Below are 23126 nucleotides of genomic sequence, written 5' to 3' on the forward strand. Positions count from 1 at the left end.
GGGGGGGGGGGGGGGGGGGGGGGGGGGGGGGGGGGGGGGGGGGGGGGGGGGGGGGGGGGGGGCGGGGGGGGGGGGGGGGGGGGGGGGGGGGGGGGGGGGGGGGGGGCGGGGCCCCGCCCCCCCCCCGCCCCCCCACGCCGGGAACCTGCACCACGATTGGGGTCGACAATCCGATCCGCATGCTAGGTCCGGCGGTTGAGCAGCGAGTGGATTCTCTTGTGCGCGCCAAGTACAACGGCCGCACGGTCCGGGCCACTATTGGCTGCAGCGGTCGACGCGTTGCCGCCGGCCACGTACACCGGGCCGTCGGCGAGGTGGGCCAACCCTTCTGCCGCCACCTCTGCCGGCTCGTTCACGAGCATGCCGGGGACATCGAAGTTGAGCCCGACACGCTCCATCGCCGGGGTGCGGGTGACCCCGAGCACCAGCTCGAGTACGTCGATGTTGTGGTCACGCAGTTCCAGCCACAGGCTCTCGGCGAACATCCGGGAGAATGCCTTGGCACCGGAGTACACGGTGTGCCGCGATGCACCCATGTATCCGGCCAGCGAGCCGACCATCAGAATGCCGCCGCGTTGGCGTGGTGCCATCTGCTGCCCGTAATGCTGGACGAGCTCGAGCATCCGGGTGACATTCAAGTCGATCACCTTCTGGAATTCCGCGAGCGGAGCTTCCAGGAAGGGTTCGTTACAGGTGCTCGCTCCGGCGTTGTAGATCAACAGACCGACCTCGACGTCAGCGGTCGCGTCGGCGATATGCGGTACCGAGTCTGCTGCCAACAGATCGACCGAAACAGCCCGGACCTCGACGCCCAGGCCGCGGCATCTCTGGGCGGTTTCCTCGAGCGGTCCGGGTTTGCGCGCGATCAGCACGAGGTTGAAACCGTCTTCGGCGAGCAGTCGGGCGAACTCGGCGCCCACTCCTTCGGAGCCGCCGGCGATGACCGCCCACGGCCCGTACTTGCTCAGTTCGGTCACAGTGATTCCTCTCGATTACGTCCCGGCCATCGGACTGCGGTCCACACCGATGGCCTGTCCATCGTCAGAATGTCACGTCATGACCGACGTGGAATTCGCCCCCACGGCGACAACCGGTTCGCGCACAGTACGACTCACCGTAAGGGAGGTCGTCGATGAAAGTCACGACACCCGCTCACTGGTGTTCAGCGTGCCCGACGATCGCCGGTTCGCCTATCGGCCGGGTCAGTTCCTGACCCTGCGGGTGCCGAGCGAACTGACCGGTGCGGTGGCGCGCTGCTATTCGCTGGCGAGTTCCCCGCACACCGACGAGGCCCCCAAGGTGACGGTCAAACGCACCGCAGGAGGGTACGGATCGAACTGGCTGTGCGACAACATCTCTGCCGGCGACACCATCGAGGCGCTACCGCCGTCTGGAGCCTTCACACCGGCCGGCCTCGACGGGGACTTCCTGCTGTGGGCGGCAGGCAGCGGCATCACGCCTGTGATGTCGATCCTGAAATCGGTGCTGGTGGCCGGTACTGGCCGGGTCATCCTGTGCTACGCCAACCGCGACGAACAGTCGGTCATCTTCGCTGCCGAATTGCGCGAACTGGCGGCTCGCTACGCGGGCCGAATCACGGTGCTGCACTGGCTGGAGTCGGTGCAGGGGCTACCGAGCCGGGCCCAGCTCAGCGGATTCGCCGGCATCTTCAGCACCTATGAATCCTTCATCTGCGGCCCGGCCCCCTACATGGCAGTCGTCAAAGATGCCCTCTCCGAAGCGGGCGTTCCGCGGGACCGCATTCATCTGGAGGTCTTCCAGTCGCTGACCGGGGACCCGTTCGCGGAGACGCTGGTAGACACGGTCGCCGTGGACGATGGTGACGCCGCCGAGGTCGACATTGAACTCGACGGCCACCTGCACACGCTGCGCTGGCCACGCGGGCACAACCTGGTGGACACCATGCTTGCCGCCGGCCTCGACGTCCCCTACTCGTGCCGCGAAGGCAACTGCGGCTCATGTGCGGCAATCGTGCTCGAAGGCGACGTCGAGCTGGGCAACTCCGGCATTCTTGACGAGCAGGACATCGCGGATGGCCTGATCTTGGCCTGCCAGGCGAGTCCGCGGTCGGACAACTTGAGGATCGAGTTCTGAGTCCGCTGACTGGGACAGGTCTAGCGGGCAGGCACCCGTCGAGGCCACCATCAATGCATGACGAAACGGGTGATCGACAGCATCGCCGAGCTTGCAGACCAGCTGCGCGAGCAGGCCGCCGAGGCAGAGAAGATCGGCAAGCTGACCGACGACACGGTCAAGACCATGAAGCACATCGGTTCCATCCGGCTGCTGCAGCCCAAACGGCATGGCGGGCTTGAGGTTCACCCCCGTGAGTTCGCCGAGACGGTGATGGCCACGGCCGCGTTGGATCCGTCGGCCGGCTGGATCAACGGTGTCGTGGGTGTCCATCCGTATCAGCTCGCATACGCCGACCCCCGTGTCGGCGACGAGATCTGGGCCGACGACATCGACACGTGGGTCGCCTCGCCCTACGCCCCGCAGGGGGTTGCCAAGCCGGTTGACGGCGGCTACCTCTTCAACGGCCGCTGGCAGTTCAGCTCGGGCACCGATCACTGCGACTGGATCTTTCTCGGCGCCATGCTGGGCGATGCCGACGGCAAACCGCTGATGCCGCCGCAGATGCTGCACATGATCCTGCCCCGCAAGGACTATGAGATCGTCGAAGACTCGTGGGACGTGGTCGGGTTGCGCGGAACCGGCTCCAAGGACGTCATCGTCAAGGACGCCTTCGTGCCGTCGTACCGCACCATGGACGCGATGAAGGTGATGGACGGCACCGCGCAACGCGATGCCGGCATGACCGATCCGCTGTATCTGATGCCGTGGTCGACCATGTTCCCGCTGGGCATCAGCTCGGCCACGATCGGCATCGCCGAGGGCGCCTTGGCGGCGGCACTGGATTACCAACGGGAACGGGTGAATTCCAGCGGCGTCGCGATCAAGGACGACCCGTATGTGATGTATGCGATCGGCGAGGCCGCTGCTGACATCAACGCCGCCCGCCAGGAACTGCTGGCCAACGCCGACCGCATCTACGACATGGTGGCGGCCGGTCAAGAGGTCAGCTTCGCCGACCGTGCGGCGGGCCGACGCACCCAGGTCCGCGCCGTGTGGCGGGCTGTCTCGGCGGTCGACGAGATCTTCGCCCGGTGCGGCGGGAACGCCGCCCGGATGGACAAACCCCTGCAGCGCTACTGGCGCGACGTCCACGTCGGCCAGGCCCATGCCATTCACGTCCCCAGCACCGTCTACCACGCCTCGGCGCTCAGTTCGCTGGGCATCGACCCGCAGGGTCCGCTGCGGGCGATGATCTAAGGACACCATGACCACGATCAAGAGCCTCGGTTACGTCACCGTCCAAGCCACCGACATCGAGCGGTGGCGCCACTTCGCTTTCGGCGTCCTGGGTTTCGCGCAAGGCGGCGGCCCAGACGCGGACGCGCTCTACCTGCGGATGGACGAACGCGCCGCACGCATCATCGTCACCCCCGGCGACGTCGACAAGATCGTCACGATCGGTTGGGAGGTACGTGACCACGCCGCGCTCCAAGAGGTCAAGCGCACACTCGACGGCGCCGGTGTGGCCTACAACGAGTTGTCCCTTGCGGACGCCGACACCCGTCGCGTCGAAGAGGTCATCGCCTTCGAGGACCCGGCCGGCACCTCGCTGGAGGTCTTCCATGGTCCGGTGCTCGACCACAGCCCCGTCGTCACGCCGTTCGGCGCGAGGTTCGTCACCGGGGCGCAGGGCCTCGGTCACGTTGTGCTGCCCGCGCTCGACGTCAACGGGTTGTTCGAATTCTACACCGACGTACTGGGATTCAAGTCCCGCGGCGCCTTCCGGGTTCCGGTACCCCCGGAGTTCGGGCCGGTGCGGGTGCGGTTTCTCGGGGTCAACGAACGTCACCACAGTCTCGCGCTGTGCCCAGCGGCGACGCTACGTGATCCCGGCCTGATTCACCTCATGGTGGAGGTGGACACGCTTGACGCGGTCGGCCAGGCGCTCGACCGCGTCAACAAGGATGGTTTCCAGCTGTCGTCGACACTCGGCCGGCACACCAACGACAAAATGGTGTCCTTCTACGTTCGTGCGCCCGGCGACTGGGATATCGAATTCGGCACCGAGGGCATGCGGGTGGACGAAACCTATTACACCGCCGAGGAAATCACCGCCGACAGCTACTGGGGTCATCAGTGGGTCAGCGACCTACCGAAGGCCATGCAACCGTGACCGGACCCACCCCGGTTGCCGCGCCGGACGTGACCTGGGACCACGAAGCCGACGTGGTCATCGCCGGGTACGGGGTCGCCGGTGCCGCCGCGGCGGTGGAGGCCGCACGCGCGGGGGCCGACGTCCTGGTGCTCGAACGCACGGGGTCCTGGGGCGGGGCGGCGTCGATGGCCGGCGGGTTCATCTACCTCGGCGGCGGCACCGCACTGCAAAAGGCCTGCGGCTTCGAGGATTCCGCCGAAAACATGGCCGCGTTCCTCAACGTGGCGATGGGCCCCGGGGCCGACGAGGCACGCATCGCGGACTACTGCGCGGGCAGCGTCGCGCATTTCGACTGGCTCGTGGGCTGCGGTGTCCCGTTCAAGGCGGAGTTTTTCGGCGAACCCGGGTGGGAGCCCATGGGCGACCAGGGCCTGATGTATTCCGGCGGGGAGAACTCCTACCCGTTCAACACGATTGCCACCCCGGCGCCGCGCGGTCACGTGCCGCAGATGTCCAACAAGAAGCAGGGCGAGGCCAGCGCCGGGTTCATGTTGATGAAACCGCTCGTCGACACCGCGACCGCCGCGGGGGCACGGGCGCTCTACGACGTCCGAGTCCAACGACTCGTCGTCGAATCCGACGGCCGAGTCGTCGGAATCGTGGCGCGCCAGTACGGATCCGAGATCGCCGTGAGGGCACGGCGAGGCGTGGTGCTCGCGACAGGCAGCTTCGCCTACAACGACGCGATGGTCGCTCAGTATGCGCCTCGCATCGCCGGCCGCCCGGCGGCGTCCATCGAGCAGCACGACGGGCAGGCCATCCGGATGGCCCAGGCACTCGGGGCCGACCTGGCGCACATGGACGCGACCGAGGTGGCGTTGTTCATCGATCCGCAGCAGTTGGTGCGCGGGATTCTGGTGAACGAACGCGGCCAGCGGTACGTCGCCGAGGACACCTATCCCGGCCGGGCCGCGCAGCTCACGCTCTACCACCAGAACAACACCGCCTACCTGATCATCGACGGCGATGCGCAGGAGGAGGCGATGGCCTCGCTCACGCCCCAGCTGATGCTGCGGCCGCCGACCTGGGTGGCCGACACGGTCGCCGACTTGGAAGCCGAGATCGGCCTGCCGACCGGCTCCCTGCAAGCCACCGTCGCGGCCTACAACGATGGCGCGGCCCGCGGCGAAGATCCACTGCTGCACAAGAAACCGCAGTGGCTCAAGCCGATCAAGTCCCCGGTGGGCGCCATCGATCTCCGTGAAAGCACCGGAGGCTTCACCCTCGGCGGGCTTGCCACCACCCTCGACGCCGAAGTGCTCCACGTCAGCGGCGAGCCGATCCCCGGCCTGTTCGCGGCGGGACGGTCCGCGGCCGGCCTGGCCGCGTGGGGTTACGCCAGTGGGATCTCTTTGGGCGACGGCAGCTTCTACGGCCGGCGCGCCGGACGAAGCGCCGCAGCGGCAGTGTCCTAACGCCGAAGGTGAACAAGATCGCGAGATTCTGGAGATTTCTCGCGATCTTGTTCACATTCGCCAGCGCCTAACGACGTGTCATGCATCCTATTCGCCGGTTCACGTGACAGCGACCACATACTTGTGATAGTCATATTCCTATTAGTCATATTCCGACTAGTAGTACCCGGAGGATCCATGACCGCGATGATCGACCCGCCCGCGACCTCGGATAAGAAAGCGGCCACCGAGACCCCCAGTGCCGTCATCGACCGCATCTCACTCGTCCTCGAAGCATTCGACGGCCCCGGCCGGCTCACGCTGGCCCAAATCGTCCGCCGGACGGGCCTACCCCGTTCGTCTGCGCACCGCATGCTCGAACGGCTCGTGCAACTGCGCTGGTTGCGCCGCAACGGCCGCGACTACGAATTGGGGATGCGGCTCGTCGAGCTGGGATCGCTTGCGGTCCACCAGGATCGCTTGCACAAGGCGGCTATCCCCAAGCTGCACGAATTGCACGCAGCCACCGGCCTGGTCGTGCACCTGGCGGTCCTCGACGGCCCCGACGTGGTGTACATGGAAAAGGTGGGCAATCGGATGGCCGCCGCACTGCCGACGCGCGTCGGCAGTCGCCAGCCGGCACACTGTGCGGCGGTGGGCAAGGCGATGCTGGCGTTCGCCGACGAGAGCGACATCGACATGTTCACGGCTGGACCGTTGCCGCGCCGCACCAAGTACACGATCTCCACCCAGGCTCAACTACGCAACGAGCTGTCGAAGGTGCGAGCTCACGGCATCGCGTTCGACCGCGAGGAGTCGCTACCCGGATTCGGTTGTGTGGCAGCCCCGATCGGCGACCCCGGCGAGGCGGTGGCTGCGATCTCGGTATGCGGCCCGATGAGCCGGATGACATTCGACCAGCGCCTCGCCGCACCCCTGCGAATGGCCGCGCTGGGCATCTGGCGCGCCGTGGAGGGCGGCCCGGTGCGCGTCGCGCCGACACTGCAACAAATGCGGCCGTTACGGGGTGCGCCCATTGGCTACTCCACGACGCATGCGGCAACGGCCACCCTCCAGCCCGCATGAGCGGGCTCGATCCGCAGATCGCGGCCATGATCGAGGCATTGGACTCCGGCTTTCCAGCCGTCCACACCATGACCGGCGAACAGGCGCGGGCAGCCATCCGGGCCCGGTTCAAGCCCGCGGCACAACCAGAGCCGATGGCCTCGGTCGAGGAAGCCACCGCCCCCGGACCGGAGGGACCGGTGCCGGTGCGGATCTACCGGCCTGCCGGCGCCGACGGCGCGGTCCCCACCCTGGTGTACGCGCACGGGGGCGGTTGGGTGTTCTGCGATCTCGACACCCATGACGAACTCTGCCGCGACCTGGCGAATCGCATTCCCGCCGTGGTGGTTTCAGTGCACTACCGACGGGCTTCCGAGGAAGGACAGTGGCCGGCCGCTGCCGAGGATATGTATGCCGCCACCTGTTGGGCGGCCGAGCAGATTTGCGCTGTCGGTGGCGATCCGGGTGCTGTACTGGTCGGCGGGGACAGCGCCGGCGGCAATCTTGCCGCGGTGACCGCTCTGATGGCGCGCGACCGCAGTGGGCCTGCGTTGGCCGGTCAATTGCTGCTCTATCCGGTGATCGTCGCCGATTTCGACACCGACTCGTACCGCCGGTTCGGCGCGGGTTACTACAACCCGCTCCCGGCGCTGCGGTGGTACTGGGACCAGTACGTGCCCAACACCGCCGACCGGACCGACCCGTACGCCTCGCCGTTGCACGCAGACCTGGCCGGGCTGCCTCCGGCGGTCACCGTCGTCGCCGGCCATGATCCGCTGCGCGACGAAGGCATCGCCTACGCCGAGGCACTCCAGACCGCTGGAGTTCCCACCGTCCAACGGTATTTCGACGGAGGGGTTCACGGTTTCATGACGATGCCCTCGCTCGACATCTGCCAACGCGCCCGGGCTCAGGCCTGCGCCGACGTCGCCGACCTGGTGGGCAGCATCGGAGCCGCGACACCGTAACGCTGTTCGGGATCGAGCACGCAATGCGTGCGACCGAACACCGTCACCATGCACTTGTTGTTGTGGTTGCAACGGCTGCGGGTGCTCGCATCGGCGCTCATCTTGTTGACGAGGTCGGGTTCGCGCAGCAGCGCCCGACCCATCGCCATGAAGTCAAACCCTTCCCTCATACCGGTTTCCAGGTGCGCACGGTTGGTGATCCCGCCGAGCAGTATCAACTTGGTGTTGTTCATCAACGGCAGGAACTGTCGGGCGGCGGACAGCATATAGAGGTCCTCGTATGGATAGCTGCCCATTACCCGCTTGCCCATGATCCGTACCCCCGGTCGCAACGCCGGCGGCATCACCTGGGCGAATTCGCGCACCGGAACGTCACCGCGGAACAGGTACATCGGCTTGAAAACCGATGACCCCTGGGTTAATTCGATCGCATCCAGCGTTGCGTCGGCATCGAGGAGCTGGGCAGTACGCAGCGCCTCGTCGATCCAGATGCTGCCGGGCAGACCGTCGTCCATGTCCAGCTTGGCGATCACCGCGATCCGGTCGCCGACCACCGCGCGGACCCGTTGTGCGATCTCCCGGACGAACCGTGACCGGTTGTCGATATCGCCGCCGTAGGAGTCCTTGCGGCGATTGATCAGCGGGCTCAGGAACGAGCTGGGCAGATACAGATGCCCGAAATGCAGCTCGACCGCGTCGAATCCGGCGTCGACGGCGACTTGCGCGGCGTCACCGAACTGGTCGATCACCATGGCGATCTCGCTTCGGCTGATCTCCCGGCAGTACGCGAACGACGTGGGGTTGACGAACCGGCTCGGCGCGACGGCCGTCACGCCGGTCAGCTTCTTCTGCGCCACCACGCCGGCATGCCCGAGCTGAGCCGAGATCGCAGCACCCGCCCCGTGCACGGCGTCGGTGAGCCGACGCAGCCCCGGCAGCGCCTTGGTGTTCATGACGATCTGGCCCGGCGCGCTCGCCCCTTGCGGCGACACACAGCAGTAGGCGACGGTCGTCATTCCCACACCGCCCTGGGCGAAGCTGCTATGGAATTCGATGAGATCGTCGGTCACCAGCCCGTGTGGCGACCGGCCCTCGGACGTGGCGGCCTTGATCACCCTGTTGCGCAACTGCACTGGGCCGAGGTGAACCGGGGCAAACGGATCCGGGTTGTGATCGGTCATCGAATCACCGTGTCACGACACCCGGCAGCGTCGACGGCTGTCTCCCAATGGCCGGGAGCGGCGCTACATGTGAGCCGCAGAGTCCCTAGTCTCGCTTCATGGCCGACGCTGAACCCCCCACGGTGGTCTACGTCATCGACCGTGTACTCACGAAACCCGGCCGGGCGCGCGAATTTGTCGACCGCTATCTTGCCGAGTACGCCCCGGGCGCCCGTGAGCGCGGCATGACGTTGGAGCACGTGCTGGTCAGCCCGCCGATCTGGTTCGACGACGCACCCAACACCGTCACTGTCACCTGGACCCTGCCCGGTCCGCTGGCGTGGTGGCAGATGACGTGGAAGGGTCGCCCGGACGCGACATTGGGGCAATGGTGGTCGGACATCGAGGAATTGGTGCAGGAGCGGTCACGATCGGTCGCTGCGTCGGCCGACGACGTGGACGCGCTGTGCGCACTGCAAGGCCAGACCGATGTATAGCGTCACCCGCCTACTCGACATCGCCCCCGAGCATCGCGACCGTCTGGCCACGGTGCTCCGCGAAGCCGCCGCGGCAACCGGCGCGACACGGTGGATCGTCGAGCCCACCGACCCCGGCTCCCGCAACGGCGGCGACGTACTGACCCACCTGCGCTTCGCCGATGAAAGCGACTGGCACAGTGCCGCAGATCAATTCGGCGCAGTGCTCGATGACTCGGCGATCACCCGCATCAACGGCGCCACCTATCGAGGCTCGCCCATCACCAGTGCCACGCCAGGCACGGTCTACCGAACCCTCCTGCTACGGGTCGCAGCCGATCCCGACACCGTTGCGCGTTTCGAAGCCGAGCTCGCGTCCATGCCCCGCTACGTGCCGACGATTCGCGCCTGGCAGCTCAGCCGGGTGATCGACGCCGTCGGCACATCGGCCTGGACGCATGTGTTCGAGCAGGAGTTCAGCGACGTCGACGGACTCATGGGCCCATACCTCATGCACCCGATTCACTGGGCGGTGGTGGACCGCTGGTTCGACCCGGAATGCCCCGACGTCATCATCCGCGATCGGATCTGCCACAGCTTCTGCCTATATGACTCGGCGTTGCGCTAGTGGCTCATTGACGCTGCGGCTATGGCCTTCTCTACTCGCACTTTTGCGCCCTCACCGCAGTGTCAGCGTCAAAGACCCGCAGGCAGGATGTTGGGGTTCGCGCTCGCGGGTGGTTCCAGCGGGGGCAATACGGAGATGCCGTCCAAGGTGTGCACCGGCAAACCCTGCGACCACGGGTAGTGCAGGCTGAACGCCACCAGCCCGGTGCGCTCGGCGGCAGGCAGGTGGCACATCGCCAGCACGGTCTCGGCGAGATACTCCACCGGCTCGGTCGGGAAGGAGTCGGGAATCAGGCTCGCGGCCCCGGGCGTTCGCACCGCGCTGGACGGCCCCACGGCGTTGACAGCGATATTAGCGTCAACCAGCTCGGCGGCCACCCCTTGGGTGAACCGGTGCAGCGCAGCCTTCATCGACGCGTAGATGACGTCGCCGGACGTCTTGTTGTACTCCCGATACGGCCGCACCGGCGCGAGACCGGTGACCGACCCGACGTTGACAATCCAGCCCGCCCCCTGGGTACGCATGTGCGGGATGGCAGCTTGGGTCAGCACGAACGGGGTTCGCACATAGTGCTCGACGGTGCGGTCGAACGTCTCCATCGGCATGTCTTCGATGACCGAGTAATCGGCGAATCCGGCGTTGTTGACGAGGATGTCGATCCGGCCTGTGCGCTCGACGACCTGATCGACCAGGCCGGCACGCTGCTGCGCGTCTTCGAGGTCGGCAGCGATGCCGAAAGCCTTGCCACCCGCCGCTTCGATGAACTCGATGGTCTCGCCGATCGTGCCCGGCAGCGCGGTCGTCTCCCCTGCCCTCGTCGACAGGGAGGGTTCATAGGAGCGCGCGCTCACAGCCACCGTGGCGCCTTCGGCTGCGAGCCGCTGGGCGATCGCCCGTCCGATACCTCGGCTACTGCCGGTCACCAAAGCCGTTTTACCGCTGAGCAATCCACTCATCCGACGACGAGATCCTCTTCTTCGGGAGCGCGATGGCTCTGCCACACGTCGAGCAGGCGGAACGGGAAGGCCGTAACGATCCGGCCGCCTCCCGAGCGGTAGTAGGTGTGCGCGGTCGGGGTATGGCACCACACGGTGGTGGCCATCGTCTCGTCGATGTGCCGCACATAGTCGACGAACGCCTGGGGCTTCACCTCGATGGTCTCGGCCTCACGCAGTGCCATCAACTGCAGGCATTCCATGACGAAATGCACCATCACCTCGACACCGAAGTTGTGGCCCGCCCCGTGCCCGGGGCTGTAATTGGGCGCCGAGGAGATGAACATGTTGGGGAATCCCGGCACCATCCCGCCCCGGTAGGCGCTGGGGCTGTCGCCCCACGTTCCGGACAACTTGACGCCGTCGCGACCCTGAATATCGACGGTGGACAGGAAATCCAGGTGATACCCCGTGGCATAGATGATCACGTCCACGTCGATGTGCCTGCCGTCGGCGGTCACGATGCCGCGCTCATTGACCTCGGCCGGTTCGGCGGCCTCGACGTCGACGTGTGATTTCGCCAGCGCGGCATAGTATCCGCCGGGATCGCGGATGATCCGCTTACCGTAGGGCGCAAAATCCGGAGTGACCTTCTTGGCCAATTCGCTTCCGGCGCCGAAGGTCCGGTCGATGTATTCCACGCACATCTGCAAAAGCACGTCGTTGGCGGGCGAGATCGAGAGATGCTCGGCCGCCCACTCGGGATCGCGCACGATCACCGGATAGTTGTTGTCCGCCGTGCCCCAGAACGATTTCAGGCGGGTCCAATTGGCATAGAACGGGACGTGGGTGTTGAGCCAGCGACGGTGTTCGGGTACGTCGTCGGACAGGCGCTTGCGCGGAGCGACCCAGTGGGGTTGCCGCTGGAACACCGTCAGATGTTCCACCTGGTCGACACTGGCGTCGACGATCTGCACCGCGGTGCAGCCCGCGCCGATGATCGCGACCTTCTTACCCGTCAAGTCCAGATTCGGATCCCATTGCGCAGAGTGAATACTCACCCCGGCGAAGGTGTCCCTGCCCTTCAGCTCCGGCCAGCGGGGGCGATTCAGGTAGCCGGCCGCCGGGAGCACGACGTTGGCGTAGCTCACCTCGCGATTGCCGTCTGGCCCGAGGGTATGGATCTGCCACTGCTTGCGATCGGCGTCCCACCGCAGCGCTTCGACTTCGGTACCGAACCTGGTGTGCTCGCGCAGGCCGTTCTTATCGGCGACCGTCACCAGGTACTTCTGGTACTCGGCGCCCTGGGGGTAGTAGCTCGACCAGTCCCCCTTGATATCCCGCGACAACGAGTAGTACGCCGACGGGGTGTCGACGCCGATACCCGGATACATCGTGGTGTACCAGGTGCCCCCGACCTCGTCGTTGCGGTCGATGACCTCGTAATCGATCCCGGCCGCCGTCAGTTCCAGGGCAGCCGCTATACCGGCGATGCCGGCCCCGATGATGACGACCTTGAAACCGTCGGGCAACTTCGCGGTCCGCGGCAACACCGGCTGCGAAGGTTGAAAGCCGCCCTGCTCCAACAGCAGCCCCACATACTCGGTACTCACCTCGGAGCCCAGGGCCAGTGGGGCGATCCGGACGAACAGATTCGGATCATCGGCAGGCAACGCATCCGCGGGTCGCGCCGAGCCCATCGCCTCGAACACCGCGTCGGCAAGCTCCTCGACGGTCGCCTCATCCGCAGCGCCGACCCGCTCCGGAGGGTCGGGGACATGTGAGATCCTCGGCCCGAACCGGTCGACCACGGAGGGATCACCGGTGAGCTGCGCCAGCACCGCCACCAGCACTCCCGCATCCGCCTGACGCAGATACGCGCGCAGTTCATCGGAATCCACCGTGGTGTCGGCCGCCGTCGCGGTCGCATCCGTCGTCATCGAACCTCCTTGCTCGTGACGACGAGTATCGGACCGACCGCCGCCCCCGCCGGTGGTCATGTCTACTGAGCGGGACGGAGCTTCGCGCGATTGTTCGGCGCGCCTAAGGTCACCGGGCATGGACGACCTGACTGCCGTGCTCGCATCGGCGCGCAGCCACGCACTCGGTGACATTCCGCGTCGTTCTTCCCGTCGATCTCCGGACAAGGTCGCGATCATCGACGGCGATGTCACGTGGACATTCGCCGAGTTCGAACACCTGGTGGACCGCGCCGCGGCGGCTTTGCAGGACAACGGCTTTGCCCCCGGCGACCGGGTGGCCGTCTTGGCGCACAACTGCTGGCAATACGCGGTGCTGGCGTTCGCCACCGCGCGCGCCGCCGTGGTGCTGGTACCGATCAACTTCATGCTCACCGCCGAGGAGATCTCCTACATCCTCGGCCACAGCGGGGTCAGCGGCTTCATCGTGGAAGCGGACCTGGTGGACACTGCCGTGCGCGCCATGCAGCTGGGCGGTGCCGTCACCACCACGGTCGCCTTGACGCTGCCCGGACAGCACGCACCGGCCGGCTGGGCCGATTTCGGGAGCTGGCTCGCCACGACGTCGCCGGCACCGCGGCCGCACGTGGCGGACGATCAGTTGATCCGATTGATGTACACCAGCGGAACCGAGTCGCAGCCAAAGGGCGCCATGCACTCCAGCCGCAGTCTGATGGGCAACTACATCAGCACAATCATCGCCGGGTCCATGGCGAGCACCGACGTCGAGATCCACTCCCTGCCGCTCTATCACTGCGCTCAGCTCGACAACTTCCTGATCACCGATATCTACCTCGGCGCCACCAGCATCATCCTGCCGCGGCCCGAGCCGGAGATGGTACTTCGTTCGATCGAAAGATATGGCGTCACCAACTATTTCGCTCCGCCCACGGTATGGATCTCGCTGCTGCGCTCCTCGGTGTTCGACCAAGTGGACCTGTCCAGTTTGCGCAAAGGCTATTACGGCGCCTCGGCGATGCCCATCGAGATCCTGGGCGAAATGCGTGAGCGGTTACCCAACCTGCGGCTGTGGAACTTCTACGGCCAGACCGAGATGGCACCGCTAGCATCGGCCCTGGGCCCCGACGAGCAGGACACCCACGCCGGGTCTGCCGGGCGGCCGGTGATCAATGTCGAGACCGCCATACTCGACGACGACAATGTTGCGGTGGAAACCGGTGTCGTCGGCGAGATCGCCCACCGCAGCCCACATCTGATGCTCGGCTATCTGGACGACGAGGCCAAGACCGCCGAGGCTTTCCGCGGTGGCTGGTTCCACTCCGGCGACCTGGGCTACTACGACGAACACGGTCTTCTCCATGTCGTCGACCGCAAGAAAGACATGATCAAGACCGGCGGAGAGAACGTCGCCAGCCGAGAGGTCGAGGAAGTTCTCTACCGGCACAACGGGGTAAAAGAGGTTGCGGTGTTCGGGCTTCCACACCCGGTGTGGGTGGAGGCGGTGGTGGCTGCGGTCGTGGTCCGTGATGGCGCCGTACTCACCGAAGAGGACATCCAGGCGCACTGCCGCGCACATCTGGCCGGCTTCAAGACTCCCAAACAGGTGTTCTTTGTCGATTCGTTACCCAAGAACCCCAGCGGCAAGCTGCTCAAGCGGGTGCTGCGCGACCGGTTCAGCTCCCAATCACTCACTCACTGAAAGCCAGCCAATCATGTTCAAGGGACGTATCGCCCGGTTCGACGAGCCGGGTAAACCCTTCGAGATCGAAACCGTCACCCTGCCGGAGGTGGGGCCGGGTGAGATTCTGATCAGGGTCACCCGGGTCAACATCTGCGGCTCGGACGTGCATGCCTGGCACGGCACGTTCGCCACCCGCGGTTTGGGCGGACAACTTCCCACGGTGCTGGGTCATGAAATGGTCGGTGCCGTCGAGGCACTTGGCGGCGGTGTCGACAGCGACTCCAACGGTCAGCCGCTCACCCCCGGCACCAGGGTGGTGTTCCCCTACTTCTTCTGCTGTCACACCTGCCGCAACTGTCTGGCCGGCCGGCGCAATGCCTGCCTGAACCTCAAGATGGCCATGCTGGGCCGCGCCGACGAGCCACCATATTTCGTCGGCGGCTACGGCGACTACTTCCTTGTGCCTGCCGGGGCGGTGGTCTATACGGTTCCCGACGGGGTTTCCGATGAGGTCGCCGCGGGCGCCAACTGTGCACTGTCGCAGGTGATGTACGGCCTCGAGCGGGTCGATCTGCAGCTCGGCGAATCCGTCGTGGTGCAGGGCGCCGGCGCGTTGGGCCTGTATGCGGTGGCCGTGGCCAAGGCTCGGGGCGCCACCACGGTGATCGCCATCGATGGAGTGCCCGAACGCCTCCAATTGGCAAGGGAATTCGGGGCCGACGCGGTCATCGACCTCACCGAAGCCGCCACCGAGAAGGACCGCGTGAAAATCGTCCGCAAACTGACCGGCGGCCACGGTGCCGACGTGGTGGTCGAAGTGGTCGGGCACCCGTCGGCGATCGACGAAGGCTTAAAGATGCTGGGCCAGTTCGGCCGATACGTCGAGATCGGCAATATCAACATCGGTAAGACGTTCGAGTTCGACCCGTCCCGATTCGTGTTCGCCAACAAGACGATGGTCGGTGTCTCGCTCTACGACCCGGCCGTCCTGTCACGCGCGCTGACGTTCCTGGAGACCTACCAGGACAAGCTGCCGTTCGAACGCCTTGCCGCGGCGTGCTATTCGCTCGACGACATCAATGACGCGTTCGCCGCTGCCGACGGCAAACGCGACGTGCGCGCCAGCATCGTCCCCTGACCGAAAGAACACACATGCACAACTACGACCGTGCCGAGCTGTACATCGACGGGCAATGGGTCTCGCCCATGGGCACCGAGGCCATCGACGTGATCGACCCCGCGACCGAGCAGGTGATCGGGCACGTGCCCTGCGGGTCAGTCGAGGATGTCGACCTCGCCGTCGCGGCAGCCCGACGCGCCTTCGACCCGCTGATCAGCGTCGCGGAACGACGCGAACGGCTCAGCCGCGTCATCGAGTCCATGGAGAAGCGGCTTCCCGACATCGCCGAGACCATCACGCGCGAAATGGGTGCACCCATCCGCATCGCGCAGACCGTGCAAACGCAGGTGCCGCTGGCCGTCGCACGCGGATTCGCCGACGCGCTGGCGACATTCGAGTTCGAGGAACGGATCGGCAACTCTCTTGTGGTGCGTGAGCCCTACGGTATGGTCGCAGCCATCACGCCGTGGAACTACCCGCTGTATCAAGTGGTCGCCAAGGTTCTTCCCGCCATCGCGGCAGGCTGCACCGTGGTGCTCAAGCCCAGCAATGAGGCGCCGCTGTCGGTGTTCGAGTTCATCGAGACCCTCCGCGACGCCGGGCTGCCGCCGGGCGTGGTGAACCTCGTGTCCGGGCCGGGCCGGGTGGTCGGCGAACGGATGTCCGAGCACCCCGACGTCGACTTCGTATCGTTCACCGGCTCGACCGGTGTCGGCAGCCGGGTAGGCGAACTGGCCGGCAAGACGATCAAGAAGGTCGCTCTGGAGTTGGGCGGCAAGTCGGCGAACGTCATCCTCGACGGAGGTGACCTGGCGACGGCGGTCAAAGTCGGGGTCGGCAATGCATTTCTCAACGGCGGCCAGACCTGCATGGCGTGGACGCGGATGCTCGTTCCGCGAGCGCGCTACGCCGAGGCGCTCGAGCTCATCGAGACGGCCGCGTCGAAGTACCCGGTGGGTGATCCGTGGGATCCGGGTACCCGGATCGGACCGTCCGCCTCGCGGGCCCAGTACGAGACGGTGCTCGGGTTCATCGAGCGCGCCAAGCGCGACGGCGCCCGACTGCTGCTCGGCGGGGCACAGAAACTCCGCGACGTCGGATACTTCGTCGCGCCAACGGTGTTCGCCGATGTCGACCCGGATTCCGAGCTCGGTCAGGAGGAGGTGTTCGGGCCGGTTCTTGCGGTGATCCCGTTCGACGACACCGACGACGCGCTGCGCATCGCCAACGGGACACCCTACGGCCTGTCCGGTGCGGTCTGGGCCGCCGACGACGACACCGCCATCGCATTCGCACGGGCCGTGCAGACCGGTCAACTCGATGTCAACGGCGGCAAGTACAACCCTGCCGCGCCGTTCGGCGGCTACAAGAAGTCTGGCATCGGTCGTGAACTCGGGCGGTTCGGCTTCGAGGAGTACTTGCAGTTGAAGTCCCTGCAGTTGCCCGCAGGACAGCCGTGAACCCACTGAGGATCGAGCGATCCGGCGCCATCCAGATTTGGACGATCAACCTGCCACACGTCGGCAATGCGATCACCGACAAGGACTTCATCGCGGCATTCGAGGCCGCTGTCGATGCTGTCAACGCCGATACCGCCGAGCGCGCCGTGATTCTGACCGGCGAAGGGAAGATCTTCTCCGCCGGCGGCAACGTCAAGGAAATGGCCGACCGGCAAGGCATGTTCGCCCTCGACGCCATCGATCAGCGGTACGCCTACGTCGACGGGATTCAGCGACTTCCACGAGCTTTGGCCCGGCTGGAGGTACCGATCATCGCCGCGGTCAACGGCCCGGCCATCGGCGCCGGTTGCGACCTTGCGACCATGTGCGACATCCGGATCGCCTCGGACCGGGCGTCCTTCGCCGAGAGTTTCGTCCAGATCGGCCTGGTGCCCGGGGACGGTGGCACCTGGTTCCTGCAGCGCGCGGTCGGCTACCAACGTGCCGCTGAGATGACCCTCACCGGTGACCGCATCGACGCGGCGACGGCGTTGGACTGGGGCCTGGTCAGCCGCGTCGTCGCGCATGACGAATTACTCGGGGCAGCCACCGAACTCGCGGAGCGGATTGCCAAGAATCCGCCACACGCGCTGCGGATGGCCAAGCGCCTGCTGCAGGAGTCGCGCACCGGCTCGATGGAATCGACCCTGGCAATGGCAGCCGCGATGCAGCCGCTGGCACACCGTGACGCCGAGCATGTGCGCCGCATCGACAAGTGGAAATCCTGATCGGCGTTCCACTGACCGGGCAGTGCTGTGTCGCCGACGGTGTCGCGGCGATTGACTTTCTCCCATGAGCAACGACATCACGCTGGCCGAATTGCAGAACTTCATCGGGGAATTCTGGTTCCACTACGACGAGGCGCACTATGGCGAGATGGGCGCGGCGTTCGCCGAAGACGCGGTGTACCTCAGCCGCAGCGACTCCGGTTCGTGCCCGTTCGAGGAAGCGCTGACGGCCGACTTGACCGGGGCCGCCATCCTCCCGTGGCTCACCGAGCACCGCCAGGCCAGCCCCTATCCCCTGCGTCATCACGCGACCAATTTGCACGTCACCGGTACTGAGGGTGACGTGACATTCGCGCGGTTCTACATCTTCGTCAACCAGGTCACCAACTTCGTCCCGTTCGCGGTGTCCAGCGGTGTCGCCAATGTCGGGGTGCGCCGTGGCGGAAGCACCCCGAGCGGCCTGCAGTTCACGAAGCTGGAGGTCATCCTCGATGTCACCAACTCCGAGCCGCTGGAGGGTGCCGGTCTGCCCGGCACGCCAGACGGCGCCACCGCGAACGCATGACGGTGAGCTCGGCTTGCGAGACGTTCGGCGGCGGCGTTGCCGTCATCACGGGGGCCGGCGCCGGTATCGGTGCCGGCCTCGCCCGGTATGCACATCGACTGGGTATGACGCTGGTCTTGGCCGACGTGGACAAGGTCGCTGCAGAGGCGCTGCGCGACGAGTTGATCGACGACGGCGGTTCGGCGGTGGCCGAAATGTGTGATGTGCGGGATCCGGACGCGGTCGCCGATCTGGCCGAACGCACTTACCAAAACCTCGGCCCGGTGCGGCTTTTGGTGAACAACGCGGGCATCGAGCAGTTCGGCTACCTGTGGGACACCCCGGTCGCCAACTGGAACCGGGTGATGGACATCAACGTCAGCGGCGTGTTCAACGGCGTGCGCGCATTCCTGCCCCGGATGATTGCTCACGGTTCACCCGCGTGGGTGTGGAACCTGTCCTCGATCGGCGGGGTGGCGGCGGTGCCGTTGCAGACGCCGTACATCGTCAGCAAGCACGCCGTGCTCGCGCTCACCGAATGCCTGCGGCTGGAAGTACAACTGGCCGGCCACGACAACCACATTCACGTGCAGGCGGTGTTGCCGGGGGCGGTGAAGTCCAACATCTTCGAGGCTGCCGGCGGCGTGGACACCGACCAGGCCGGAGCCGACGTCAACGCAGCCGAGTCGCAGCGCGAAGCGATGCTGGACATCAAGGCCGCCGCGATGGATCCGGTCGAGGCCGCCGAGGTGGTCTTCGAGCAATCCGCCAAGGGCGCCTTCTATCTCCTCACCCAGCCGGAATACGTCGGTTCGGCGATGTCGGAGCGCGCACGGGTGCTCACCACACAGGTTCCACCGCAACTGCGTACCGAGCGACGGTTCGACCCGACCAAACACTGACGATGACCACTTCACCGCAAGGCCCCCCTCTCGATCCCGACGCCGCCGCCCGGTTCGCCTCCTTCGGGCCGGTCACCCCGATGCGCCACCGCGGACTCGACAAAGTACGAGCTGCGGTCGAATCCGCCCCGCTACCAACGGATATGACGCCCATGGCGACGATCACCGATCGGACGGTGCCCGCGTCGACACGGCAGATCCCGGTGCGCATCTACCGGCCGACGCAGGCATACGACGAGCCCGCGCCGGTAGTGGTGTACTTCCACGGCGGTGGTTTGGTGATGGGCACCAACCACTCGTTCGAACCGTTGGCTCGCGGGATGGCGGCCGCGGCCGGGGCGGTCGTGGTGTCCGTCGAATACCGGCTGGCGCCAGAGAATCCCCCGCCTGCACAGTTCGACGACGCATTCACCGCGACCGAATGGGTTGCTGCGCATGCCGAGGAGCTCGGCGTCGACGCCACTCGGCTCGTCGTCGCCGGCGACAGCGCAGGCGGTGGGCTCGCTGCTGCCGTTGCGCTGGCTGCCCGCGACCACAACGGTCCGGAAATCTTTGCCCAGGTGCTGCTGTACCCCGGTCTCGACCGCGACATGGCTGCACCGTCGGTCACCGGGATGTCCGAGGCGCCCATGCTGCTCCATGAGGACATCATGTATCTGCACGAGCTGGCCGACATGGGGGCGAGCGCAGCCCACAGCCCATACCGCGTGCCGGCGTACGCGACTGACCTTTGTGGCCTACCCCAGGCGATCATGGTCACCGGTGAATGCGACCCGATCCGCGACTGGGGCGAGCGCTACGCCACCCGGCTGCGGGATGCCCGGGTACAGACGACCGTCACCCGCTATCCCGGGATCTACCACGGCTTTCTCATGCGATACGAGACCACCGCACGCGGCCGGCTGGCAATGGCCGAGACGGGCGCCCTCTTGCGGGCGAAATTCGCGCATGCCCTTCCTTTTTGAGGCTGGACTTACCGTCCCAATGGCCGGACATCTCCCGCCCTGGCAACGATCGCTCGACACACAATCAAATGCACCGATGGCGTTCATCGACGCCGCGACCAAGAAGTCGCGACCAAGAAGTAAGGAGTCCGCGAAATGCTCACCGAAGAGCGGCGTATGGAGCTGTCCGACATCCTCCGCCCCGCCGCGCCGCCCCGAGAGGTCGACAACATCTACACCGACGATCAGCGCGAGCGCCTACTCGAGGTGGTTCGCAAGGACGCTCCGTGGAAGCTGATCATCGCCCAGCATTTCGCCTCGGCGGAGGAGCTGATGGCGACCATGAGTGGGCAGTTCCCCGAGGGGTTCACCCCCAGCCTCGACCTGTTTCTCACCCCGACGTTCCGGGGCTATCTCGCCAACTACGGTGCGGTGCTCTACCCCGAGCTACACGACTGCTTCTACAACGCCACGTTCTTGGAGATGGCCAAGAGCTACTGGAAGGCCGAATACGCCAAGCCAGAACTGATGCTGTTCAACATCAACGGGCCCTGCGCCAATCGCGATCCGGGACACCTGGATTCGCCGAGCTTCCGCGGAGTGCGCCACGAGAATGCGCCGACGTGGCTGTGCAGCGTGATGGGCAAGTCCGGTTTGTTCCAGGACTACCTGATCAAGATGGCCCAGGTGATCACCTGGTTCTCCCACGACGGGGGCAGTGGTTTCACCTATTGGCCCGACGGCCCGCTCAAAGCTCCCAAGCGGGTGCTGCCGCCGGTATACAACCGCGGCGTACTGGTGCAGAACGAGATGATGGTGCACCGCGGCGAGGCCAATGGCCCACTGGAGCATCAGGTTCCGGCCGGGCTCGCGTTCGACACCGTGTTCGCCGGCGATCCGTCCGACCGTGACCACTGGGTGCTGAAGAACGGCGACGAGGTGATCGCCCGGCATCACACCGATGAGCTGCGCTTCCTGGTTCACTGGTCGGCTGAGGTGTTCGAGGACTACGACGAGTTGAAGAAGAACATGGACGGCTCCGACGATCTGACGATCGACAAAGCGATCGACATGATGGTCGACGATCTCGGCAAGAAGGGCATCAAGCTCGATGTTCCGGGCGAGCCGCTGCACGATCCGGTCTTCATCGGCGCCCTCAACGCAGCCTACGACCTGGGTGGCCCGGCGATCTACCCGCCGGAAGCACCGCTGAGCGCGTTCCAGCTGGCCTGATCCGGCCACCAAACATTGGCCCCGTGATCCGAAAGGACCACGGGGCCGAAGTTTTTGAGTTGTCCAGCCGTCTGTTCGCCGCCGTCGCTAGACCTCGTCGAGTAGCGGTAAACCGCCTGCCCTCACTGCCATTTCGATGGAGTCGCGCAGCCGCGAACACATCAGGAACACACCGGGCCGCATTTCGGGCACCTGCTCACGCGTCTGCCGCCGCTCCACGCACCGCCCAGTCGCCACGGAGTCCCACTGCACGCTGGTCTGTTCCCAACTGCTCTTGCGGGCAAGCACATTCGCTCCGCATTCCACACAGGTCACCGGCGCCATCGGGGCGTCGCTGAGCCGGTTGTCGGGCCGGACGCTCATTTGGTGAGGCCGACCAACTTCGGCAGACGGTTGGCCGCCAGGTTCTCCTCGACCTCCTTCATCCACGCCTCGCGCGGACGGGTGGTGTCGATCTCAAACTCGAACCGGTCCACCATGTCCGGTTCCACATCGGCCACATCGACGTAGAACTGCTCGTACCAGCGCCGCAGCTGATAGACAGGACCGTCCTCTTCACACAGCAAGGGATTGTCGATGCGGGCCTTGCGGCGCCAGATCGCCACATCCTGCTCGAACCCCATCTTCACGAAATCGCCCAATGCGACCGCCATCTGCATCGCAACGTCTTCGGGAACCGATTCTGACTTCTCGACGGTGATTCCGTATTGCAGCACAAAGGAATTCTCGTCGATCGGGTAGTGGCAGTTGAGGAGGACGGTGCGTTGGTCGCCATGCGGGTAGTGGTAGGTGAGGTCGTCGATCATGAACGACGGCCCGTAATACGACGCCACCGACGTGGTGCCCAGAATCTTGGCGCCCTCCCCCGATCCGAGATCTGGCCGGGCCTCGCTCAGGTAATACTGCGTGGCCACGTGGCCTTCGAAGACGTTCTTGAAGCCGGTGGGTAGGCCGCCGTGGATGTAGAAGAAGTGCGCCATGTCGACGACGTTGTCGATGATCTCGCGACAGTTGGTCTCGACCACGGTTGTGTACCAGTGCCAGTCCGTCCAGCTGTCACTGGTCGCACCTTCGATCCGGGGGATCGTCACGTCAGCCGGCGGAGCCTTCTTCTCCGGGTCGTTCCATACGAACAGCATCCCGTCCTGCTCCATGGTCGGCCAGGTCGCGGTGCGCGCCAGCTTGGGCACCCGTCGCCCGTACGGAACCTGCTTGCACCGGCCGTCACCGCCCCAGCGCCAATCGTGGAACGGGCAGGCGATCTCGTCTCCCTTGACCTCGCCGTCGGACAGGTCTCCCCCCATGTGCCGACAGTACGAGTCCAGTACGTTGATCTTTCCGTTCTCGCCACGGAATACCACCAGCTTGCCGCCAAACGCGTTGATCGCATGCGGTTTTCCGTCGCCAAGGTCACGCACCAGCCCCAAGCAGTGCCAGCCCCGCGCGAATCGCGTCGGTGCGGCCTGCGCTTCGATCTGGCGAACCTCGCCGGCGCCGCCGTCGGGCTGCAACGATGTCATACCGGCCATCCTCGTCATGTGATTGATTGCAGTGGACAAATCTGTTCTAACACCGGCGTCGTGGCACGTCAGGGTGG

Annotated in this window: 22 protein-coding genes; 16 read left to right on the forward strand and 6 right to left on the reverse strand. The window is 65.8% G+C overall.

Features of this window, described 5'->3' with window-relative positions; genetic code table 11:
- Positions 1 to 182: 182 nt before the first annotated feature.
- Positions 183 to 977: an SDR family NAD(P)-dependent oxidoreductase gene (locus ABQF30_RS29160; RefSeq protein WP_448470482.1), complete on the reverse strand. Its 795-nt coding sequence runs from the start codon at positions 975 to 977 to the stop codon at positions 183 to 185.
- 79 nt (positions 978 to 1056) lie between these two features.
- Between ABQF30_RS29160 and ABQF30_RS29165 the strand changes: the two genes are divergently transcribed.
- The 6 genes from ABQF30_RS29165 (at position 1057) to ABQF30_RS29190 (ending at position 7739) form a co-directional block, all read left to right on the forward strand.
- Positions 1057 to 2115 carry a 2Fe-2S iron-sulfur cluster-binding protein gene (locus tag ABQF30_RS29165; RefSeq protein ID WP_448470484.1) on the forward strand — a complete coding sequence of 353 codons (1059 nt, stop codon included), beginning with the start codon at positions 1057 to 1059 and terminating at the stop codon, positions 2113 to 2115.
- Between the two features lie 57 nt (positions 2116 to 2172).
- Complete coding sequence (locus tag ABQF30_RS29170; protein WP_448470486.1) at positions 2173 to 3354, forward strand: acyl-CoA dehydrogenase family protein; 1182 nt, start codon at positions 2173 to 2175, stop codon at positions 3352 to 3354.
- A gap of 7 nt (positions 3355 to 3361) precedes the next feature.
- Complete coding sequence (gene bphC, locus ABQF30_RS29175; protein ID WP_448470488.1) at positions 3362 to 4270, forward strand: biphenyl-2,3-diol 1,2-dioxygenase; 909 nt, start codon at positions 3362 to 3364, stop codon at positions 4268 to 4270.
- Positions 4267 to 5727 carry an FAD-dependent oxidoreductase gene (locus ABQF30_RS29180; RefSeq protein WP_448470490.1) on the forward strand — a complete coding sequence of 487 codons (1461 nt, stop codon included), beginning with the start codon at positions 4267 to 4269 and terminating at the stop codon, positions 5725 to 5727. Before bphC ends, ABQF30_RS29180 begins: the two co-directional genes overlap by 4 nt.
- 177 nt (positions 5728 to 5904) lie before the next feature.
- Complete coding sequence (locus ABQF30_RS29185) at positions 5905 to 6792, forward strand: IclR family transcriptional regulator (RefSeq protein WP_448470492.1); 888 nt, start codon at positions 5905 to 5907, stop codon at positions 6790 to 6792.
- The gene (locus ABQF30_RS29190; protein WP_448470494.1) at positions 6789 to 7739 is read left to right on the forward strand and encodes a LipP1 family hormone-sensitive lipase; all 951 of its coding nucleotides are present in this window, start codon (positions 6789 to 6791) and stop codon (positions 7737 to 7739) included. The genes ABQF30_RS29185 and ABQF30_RS29190 overlap by 4 nt, the downstream gene beginning before the upstream one ends.
- Here the strand turns inward: ABQF30_RS29190 and ABQF30_RS29195 are convergent.
- On the reverse strand, positions 7682 to 8920 hold the full coding sequence (locus ABQF30_RS29195) for an NADH:flavin oxidoreductase (protein ID WP_448470496.1): 1239 nt from the start codon (positions 8918 to 8920) through the stop codon (positions 7682 to 7684). The two genes, ABQF30_RS29190 and ABQF30_RS29195, sit on opposite strands and share 58 nt — an antisense overlap.
- A gap of 98 nt (positions 8921 to 9018) precedes the next feature.
- On the opposite strand from ABQF30_RS29195, the gene ABQF30_RS29200 reads away from it, so the two are divergent.
- Positions 9019 to 9396 carry a hypothetical protein gene (locus ABQF30_RS29200; RefSeq protein ID WP_448470498.1) on the forward strand — a complete coding sequence of 126 codons (378 nt, stop codon included), beginning with the start codon at positions 9019 to 9021 and terminating at the stop codon, positions 9394 to 9396.
- Positions 9389 to 10003, forward strand: a complete 615-nt coding sequence (locus tag ABQF30_RS29205; protein ID WP_448470500.1) for a Dabb family protein — start codon at positions 9389 to 9391, stop codon at positions 10001 to 10003. Before ABQF30_RS29200 ends, ABQF30_RS29205 begins: the two co-directional genes overlap by 8 nt.
- A 68-nt stretch (positions 10004 to 10071) precedes the next feature.
- Here ABQF30_RS29205 and ABQF30_RS29210 read toward each other — a convergent pair whose 3' ends face one another.
- Entirely contained in the window at positions 10072 to 10959 is an 888-nt protein-coding gene (locus ABQF30_RS29210; protein WP_448470502.1) for an SDR family NAD(P)-dependent oxidoreductase, read from the reverse strand.
- Positions 10956 to 12878 (reverse strand): flavin-containing monooxygenase, encoded by a 1923-nt coding sequence (locus tag ABQF30_RS29215; RefSeq protein WP_448470504.1) that lies wholly within the window; start codon positions 12876 to 12878, stop codon positions 10956 to 10958. Before ABQF30_RS29215 ends, ABQF30_RS29210 begins: the two co-directional genes overlap by 4 nt.
- Before the next feature lie 118 nt (positions 12879 to 12996).
- On the opposite strand from ABQF30_RS29215, the gene ABQF30_RS29220 reads away from it, so the two are divergent.
- The 8 genes from ABQF30_RS29220 to ABQF30_RS29255 all read left to right on the forward strand — a co-directional run bounded on the left by ABQF30_RS29220 (position 12997) and on the right by ABQF30_RS29255 (position 21529).
- A complete protein-coding gene (locus ABQF30_RS29220; RefSeq protein ID WP_448470506.1) occupies positions 12997 to 14577 on the forward strand; it encodes an acyl-CoA synthetase in 1581 nt (526 codons plus the stop codon).
- Between the two features lie 13 nt (positions 14578 to 14590).
- Positions 14591 to 15697 carry a zinc-binding dehydrogenase gene (locus tag ABQF30_RS29225; protein WP_448470508.1) on the forward strand — a complete coding sequence of 369 codons (1107 nt, stop codon included), beginning with the start codon at positions 14591 to 14593 and terminating at the stop codon, positions 15695 to 15697.
- 14 nt (positions 15698 to 15711) lie between these two features.
- Positions 15712 to 17139, forward strand: a complete 1428-nt coding sequence (locus ABQF30_RS29230; protein ID WP_448470510.1) for an aldehyde dehydrogenase family protein — start codon at positions 15712 to 15714, stop codon at positions 17137 to 17139.
- Positions 17136 to 17906 (forward strand): crotonase/enoyl-CoA hydratase family protein, encoded by a 771-nt coding sequence (locus tag ABQF30_RS29235; protein ID WP_448470512.1) that lies wholly within the window; start codon positions 17136 to 17138, stop codon positions 17904 to 17906. The genes ABQF30_RS29230 and ABQF30_RS29235 overlap by 4 nt, the downstream gene beginning before the upstream one ends.
- Positions 17907 to 17970: 64 nt before the next feature.
- The gene (locus tag ABQF30_RS29240; RefSeq protein ID WP_448470514.1) at positions 17971 to 18471 is read left to right on the forward strand and encodes a nuclear transport factor 2 family protein; all 501 of its coding nucleotides are present in this window, start codon (positions 17971 to 17973) and stop codon (positions 18469 to 18471) included.
- Positions 18468 to 19352: an SDR family oxidoreductase gene (locus ABQF30_RS29245; RefSeq protein ID WP_448470516.1), complete on the forward strand. Its 885-nt coding sequence runs from the start codon at positions 18468 to 18470 to the stop codon at positions 19350 to 19352. The genes ABQF30_RS29240 and ABQF30_RS29245 overlap by 4 nt, the downstream gene beginning before the upstream one ends.
- A 2-nt stretch (positions 19353 to 19354) precedes the next feature.
- Positions 19355 to 20317: an alpha/beta hydrolase gene (locus ABQF30_RS29250; RefSeq protein ID WP_448470518.1), complete on the forward strand. Its 963-nt coding sequence runs from the start codon at positions 19355 to 19357 to the stop codon at positions 20315 to 20317.
- Positions 20318 to 20452: 135 nt separating this feature from the next.
- Positions 20453 to 21529 carry a hypothetical protein gene (locus ABQF30_RS29255; RefSeq protein ID WP_448470520.1) on the forward strand — a complete coding sequence of 359 codons (1077 nt, stop codon included), beginning with the start codon at positions 20453 to 20455 and terminating at the stop codon, positions 21527 to 21529.
- 87 nt (positions 21530 to 21616) lie between these two features.
- On the opposite strand, the gene ABQF30_RS29260 is transcribed toward ABQF30_RS29255, so the two are convergent.
- Both ABQF30_RS29260 and ABQF30_RS29265 read right to left on the reverse strand, forming a co-directional pair.
- Entirely contained in the window at positions 21617 to 21892 is a 276-nt protein-coding gene (locus ABQF30_RS29260; protein ID WP_448470522.1) for a ferredoxin, read from the reverse strand.
- Positions 21889 to 23049, reverse strand: coding sequence for a 3-ketosteroid-9-alpha-monooxygenase, oxygenase component (locus tag ABQF30_RS29265; protein WP_448470524.1), 1161 nt, complete (start codon positions 23047 to 23049; stop codon positions 21889 to 21891). The genes ABQF30_RS29260 and ABQF30_RS29265 overlap by 4 nt, the downstream gene beginning before the upstream one ends.
- Positions 23050 to 23126: the final 77 nt, after the last annotated feature.

The sequence above is a fragment of the Mycolicibacterium sp. XJ870 genome (assembly GCF_053483975.1).

Bases quoted from the DNA above. Each gene is read 5' to 3' on its own strand.
- ABQF30_RS29165 (WP_448470484.1), top strand. From the start codon at position 1,057: ATGACCGACGTGGAATTCGCCCCCACGGCGACAACCGGTTCGCGCACA.
- ABQF30_RS29170 (WP_448470486.1), top strand. From the start codon at position 2,173: ATGACGAAACGGGTGATCGACAGCATCGCCGAGCTTGCAGACCAGCTG.
- bphC (WP_448470488.1), top strand. From the start codon at position 3,362: ATGACCACGATCAAGAGCCTCGGTTACGTCACCGTCCAAGCCACCGAC.
- ABQF30_RS29185 (WP_448470492.1), top strand. From the start codon at position 5,905: ATGACCGCGATGATCGACCCGCCCGCGACCTCGGATAAGAAAGCGGCC.
- ABQF30_RS29190 (WP_448470494.1), top strand. From the start codon at position 6,789: ATGAGCGGGCTCGATCCGCAGATCGCGGCCATGATCGAGGCATTGGAC.
- ABQF30_RS29195 (WP_448470496.1), bottom strand. From the start codon at position 8,920: ATGACCGATCACAACCCGGATCCGTTTGCCCCGGTTCACCTCGGCCCA.
- ABQF30_RS29200 (WP_448470498.1), top strand. From the start codon at position 9,019: ATGGCCGACGCTGAACCCCCCACGGTGGTCTACGTCATCGACCGTGTA.
- ABQF30_RS29205 (WP_448470500.1), top strand. From the start codon at position 9,389: ATGTATAGCGTCACCCGCCTACTCGACATCGCCCCCGAGCATCGCGAC.
- ABQF30_RS29210 (WP_448470502.1), bottom strand. From the start codon at position 10,959: ATGAGTGGATTGCTCAGCGGTAAAACGGCTTTGGTGACCGGCAGTAGC.
- ABQF30_RS29215 (WP_448470504.1), bottom strand. From the start codon at position 12,878: ATGACGACGGATGCGACCGCGACGGCGGCCGACACCACGGTGGATTCC.
- ABQF30_RS29220 (WP_448470506.1), top strand. From the start codon at position 12,997: ATGGACGACCTGACTGCCGTGCTCGCATCGGCGCGCAGCCACGCACTC.
- ABQF30_RS29225 (WP_448470508.1), top strand. From the start codon at position 14,591: ATGTTCAAGGGACGTATCGCCCGGTTCGACGAGCCGGGTAAACCCTTC.
- ABQF30_RS29230 (WP_448470510.1), top strand. From the start codon at position 15,712: ATGCACAACTACGACCGTGCCGAGCTGTACATCGACGGGCAATGGGTC.
- ABQF30_RS29240 (WP_448470514.1), top strand. From the start codon at position 17,971: ATGAGCAACGACATCACGCTGGCCGAATTGCAGAACTTCATCGGGGAA.
- ABQF30_RS29245 (WP_448470516.1), top strand. From the start codon at position 18,468: ATGACGGTGAGCTCGGCTTGCGAGACGTTCGGCGGCGGCGTTGCCGTC.
- ABQF30_RS29250 (WP_448470518.1), top strand. From the start codon at position 19,355: ATGACCACTTCACCGCAAGGCCCCCCTCTCGATCCCGACGCCGCCGCC.
- ABQF30_RS29255 (WP_448470520.1), top strand. From the start codon at position 20,453: ATGCTCACCGAAGAGCGGCGTATGGAGCTGTCCGACATCCTCCGCCCC.
- ABQF30_RS29260 (WP_448470522.1), bottom strand. From the start codon at position 21,892: ATGAGCGTCCGGCCCGACAACCGGCTCAGCGACGCCCCGATGGCGCCG.
- ABQF30_RS29265 (WP_448470524.1), bottom strand. From the start codon at position 23,049: ATGACATCGTTGCAGCCCGACGGCGGCGCCGGCGAGGTTCGCCAGATC.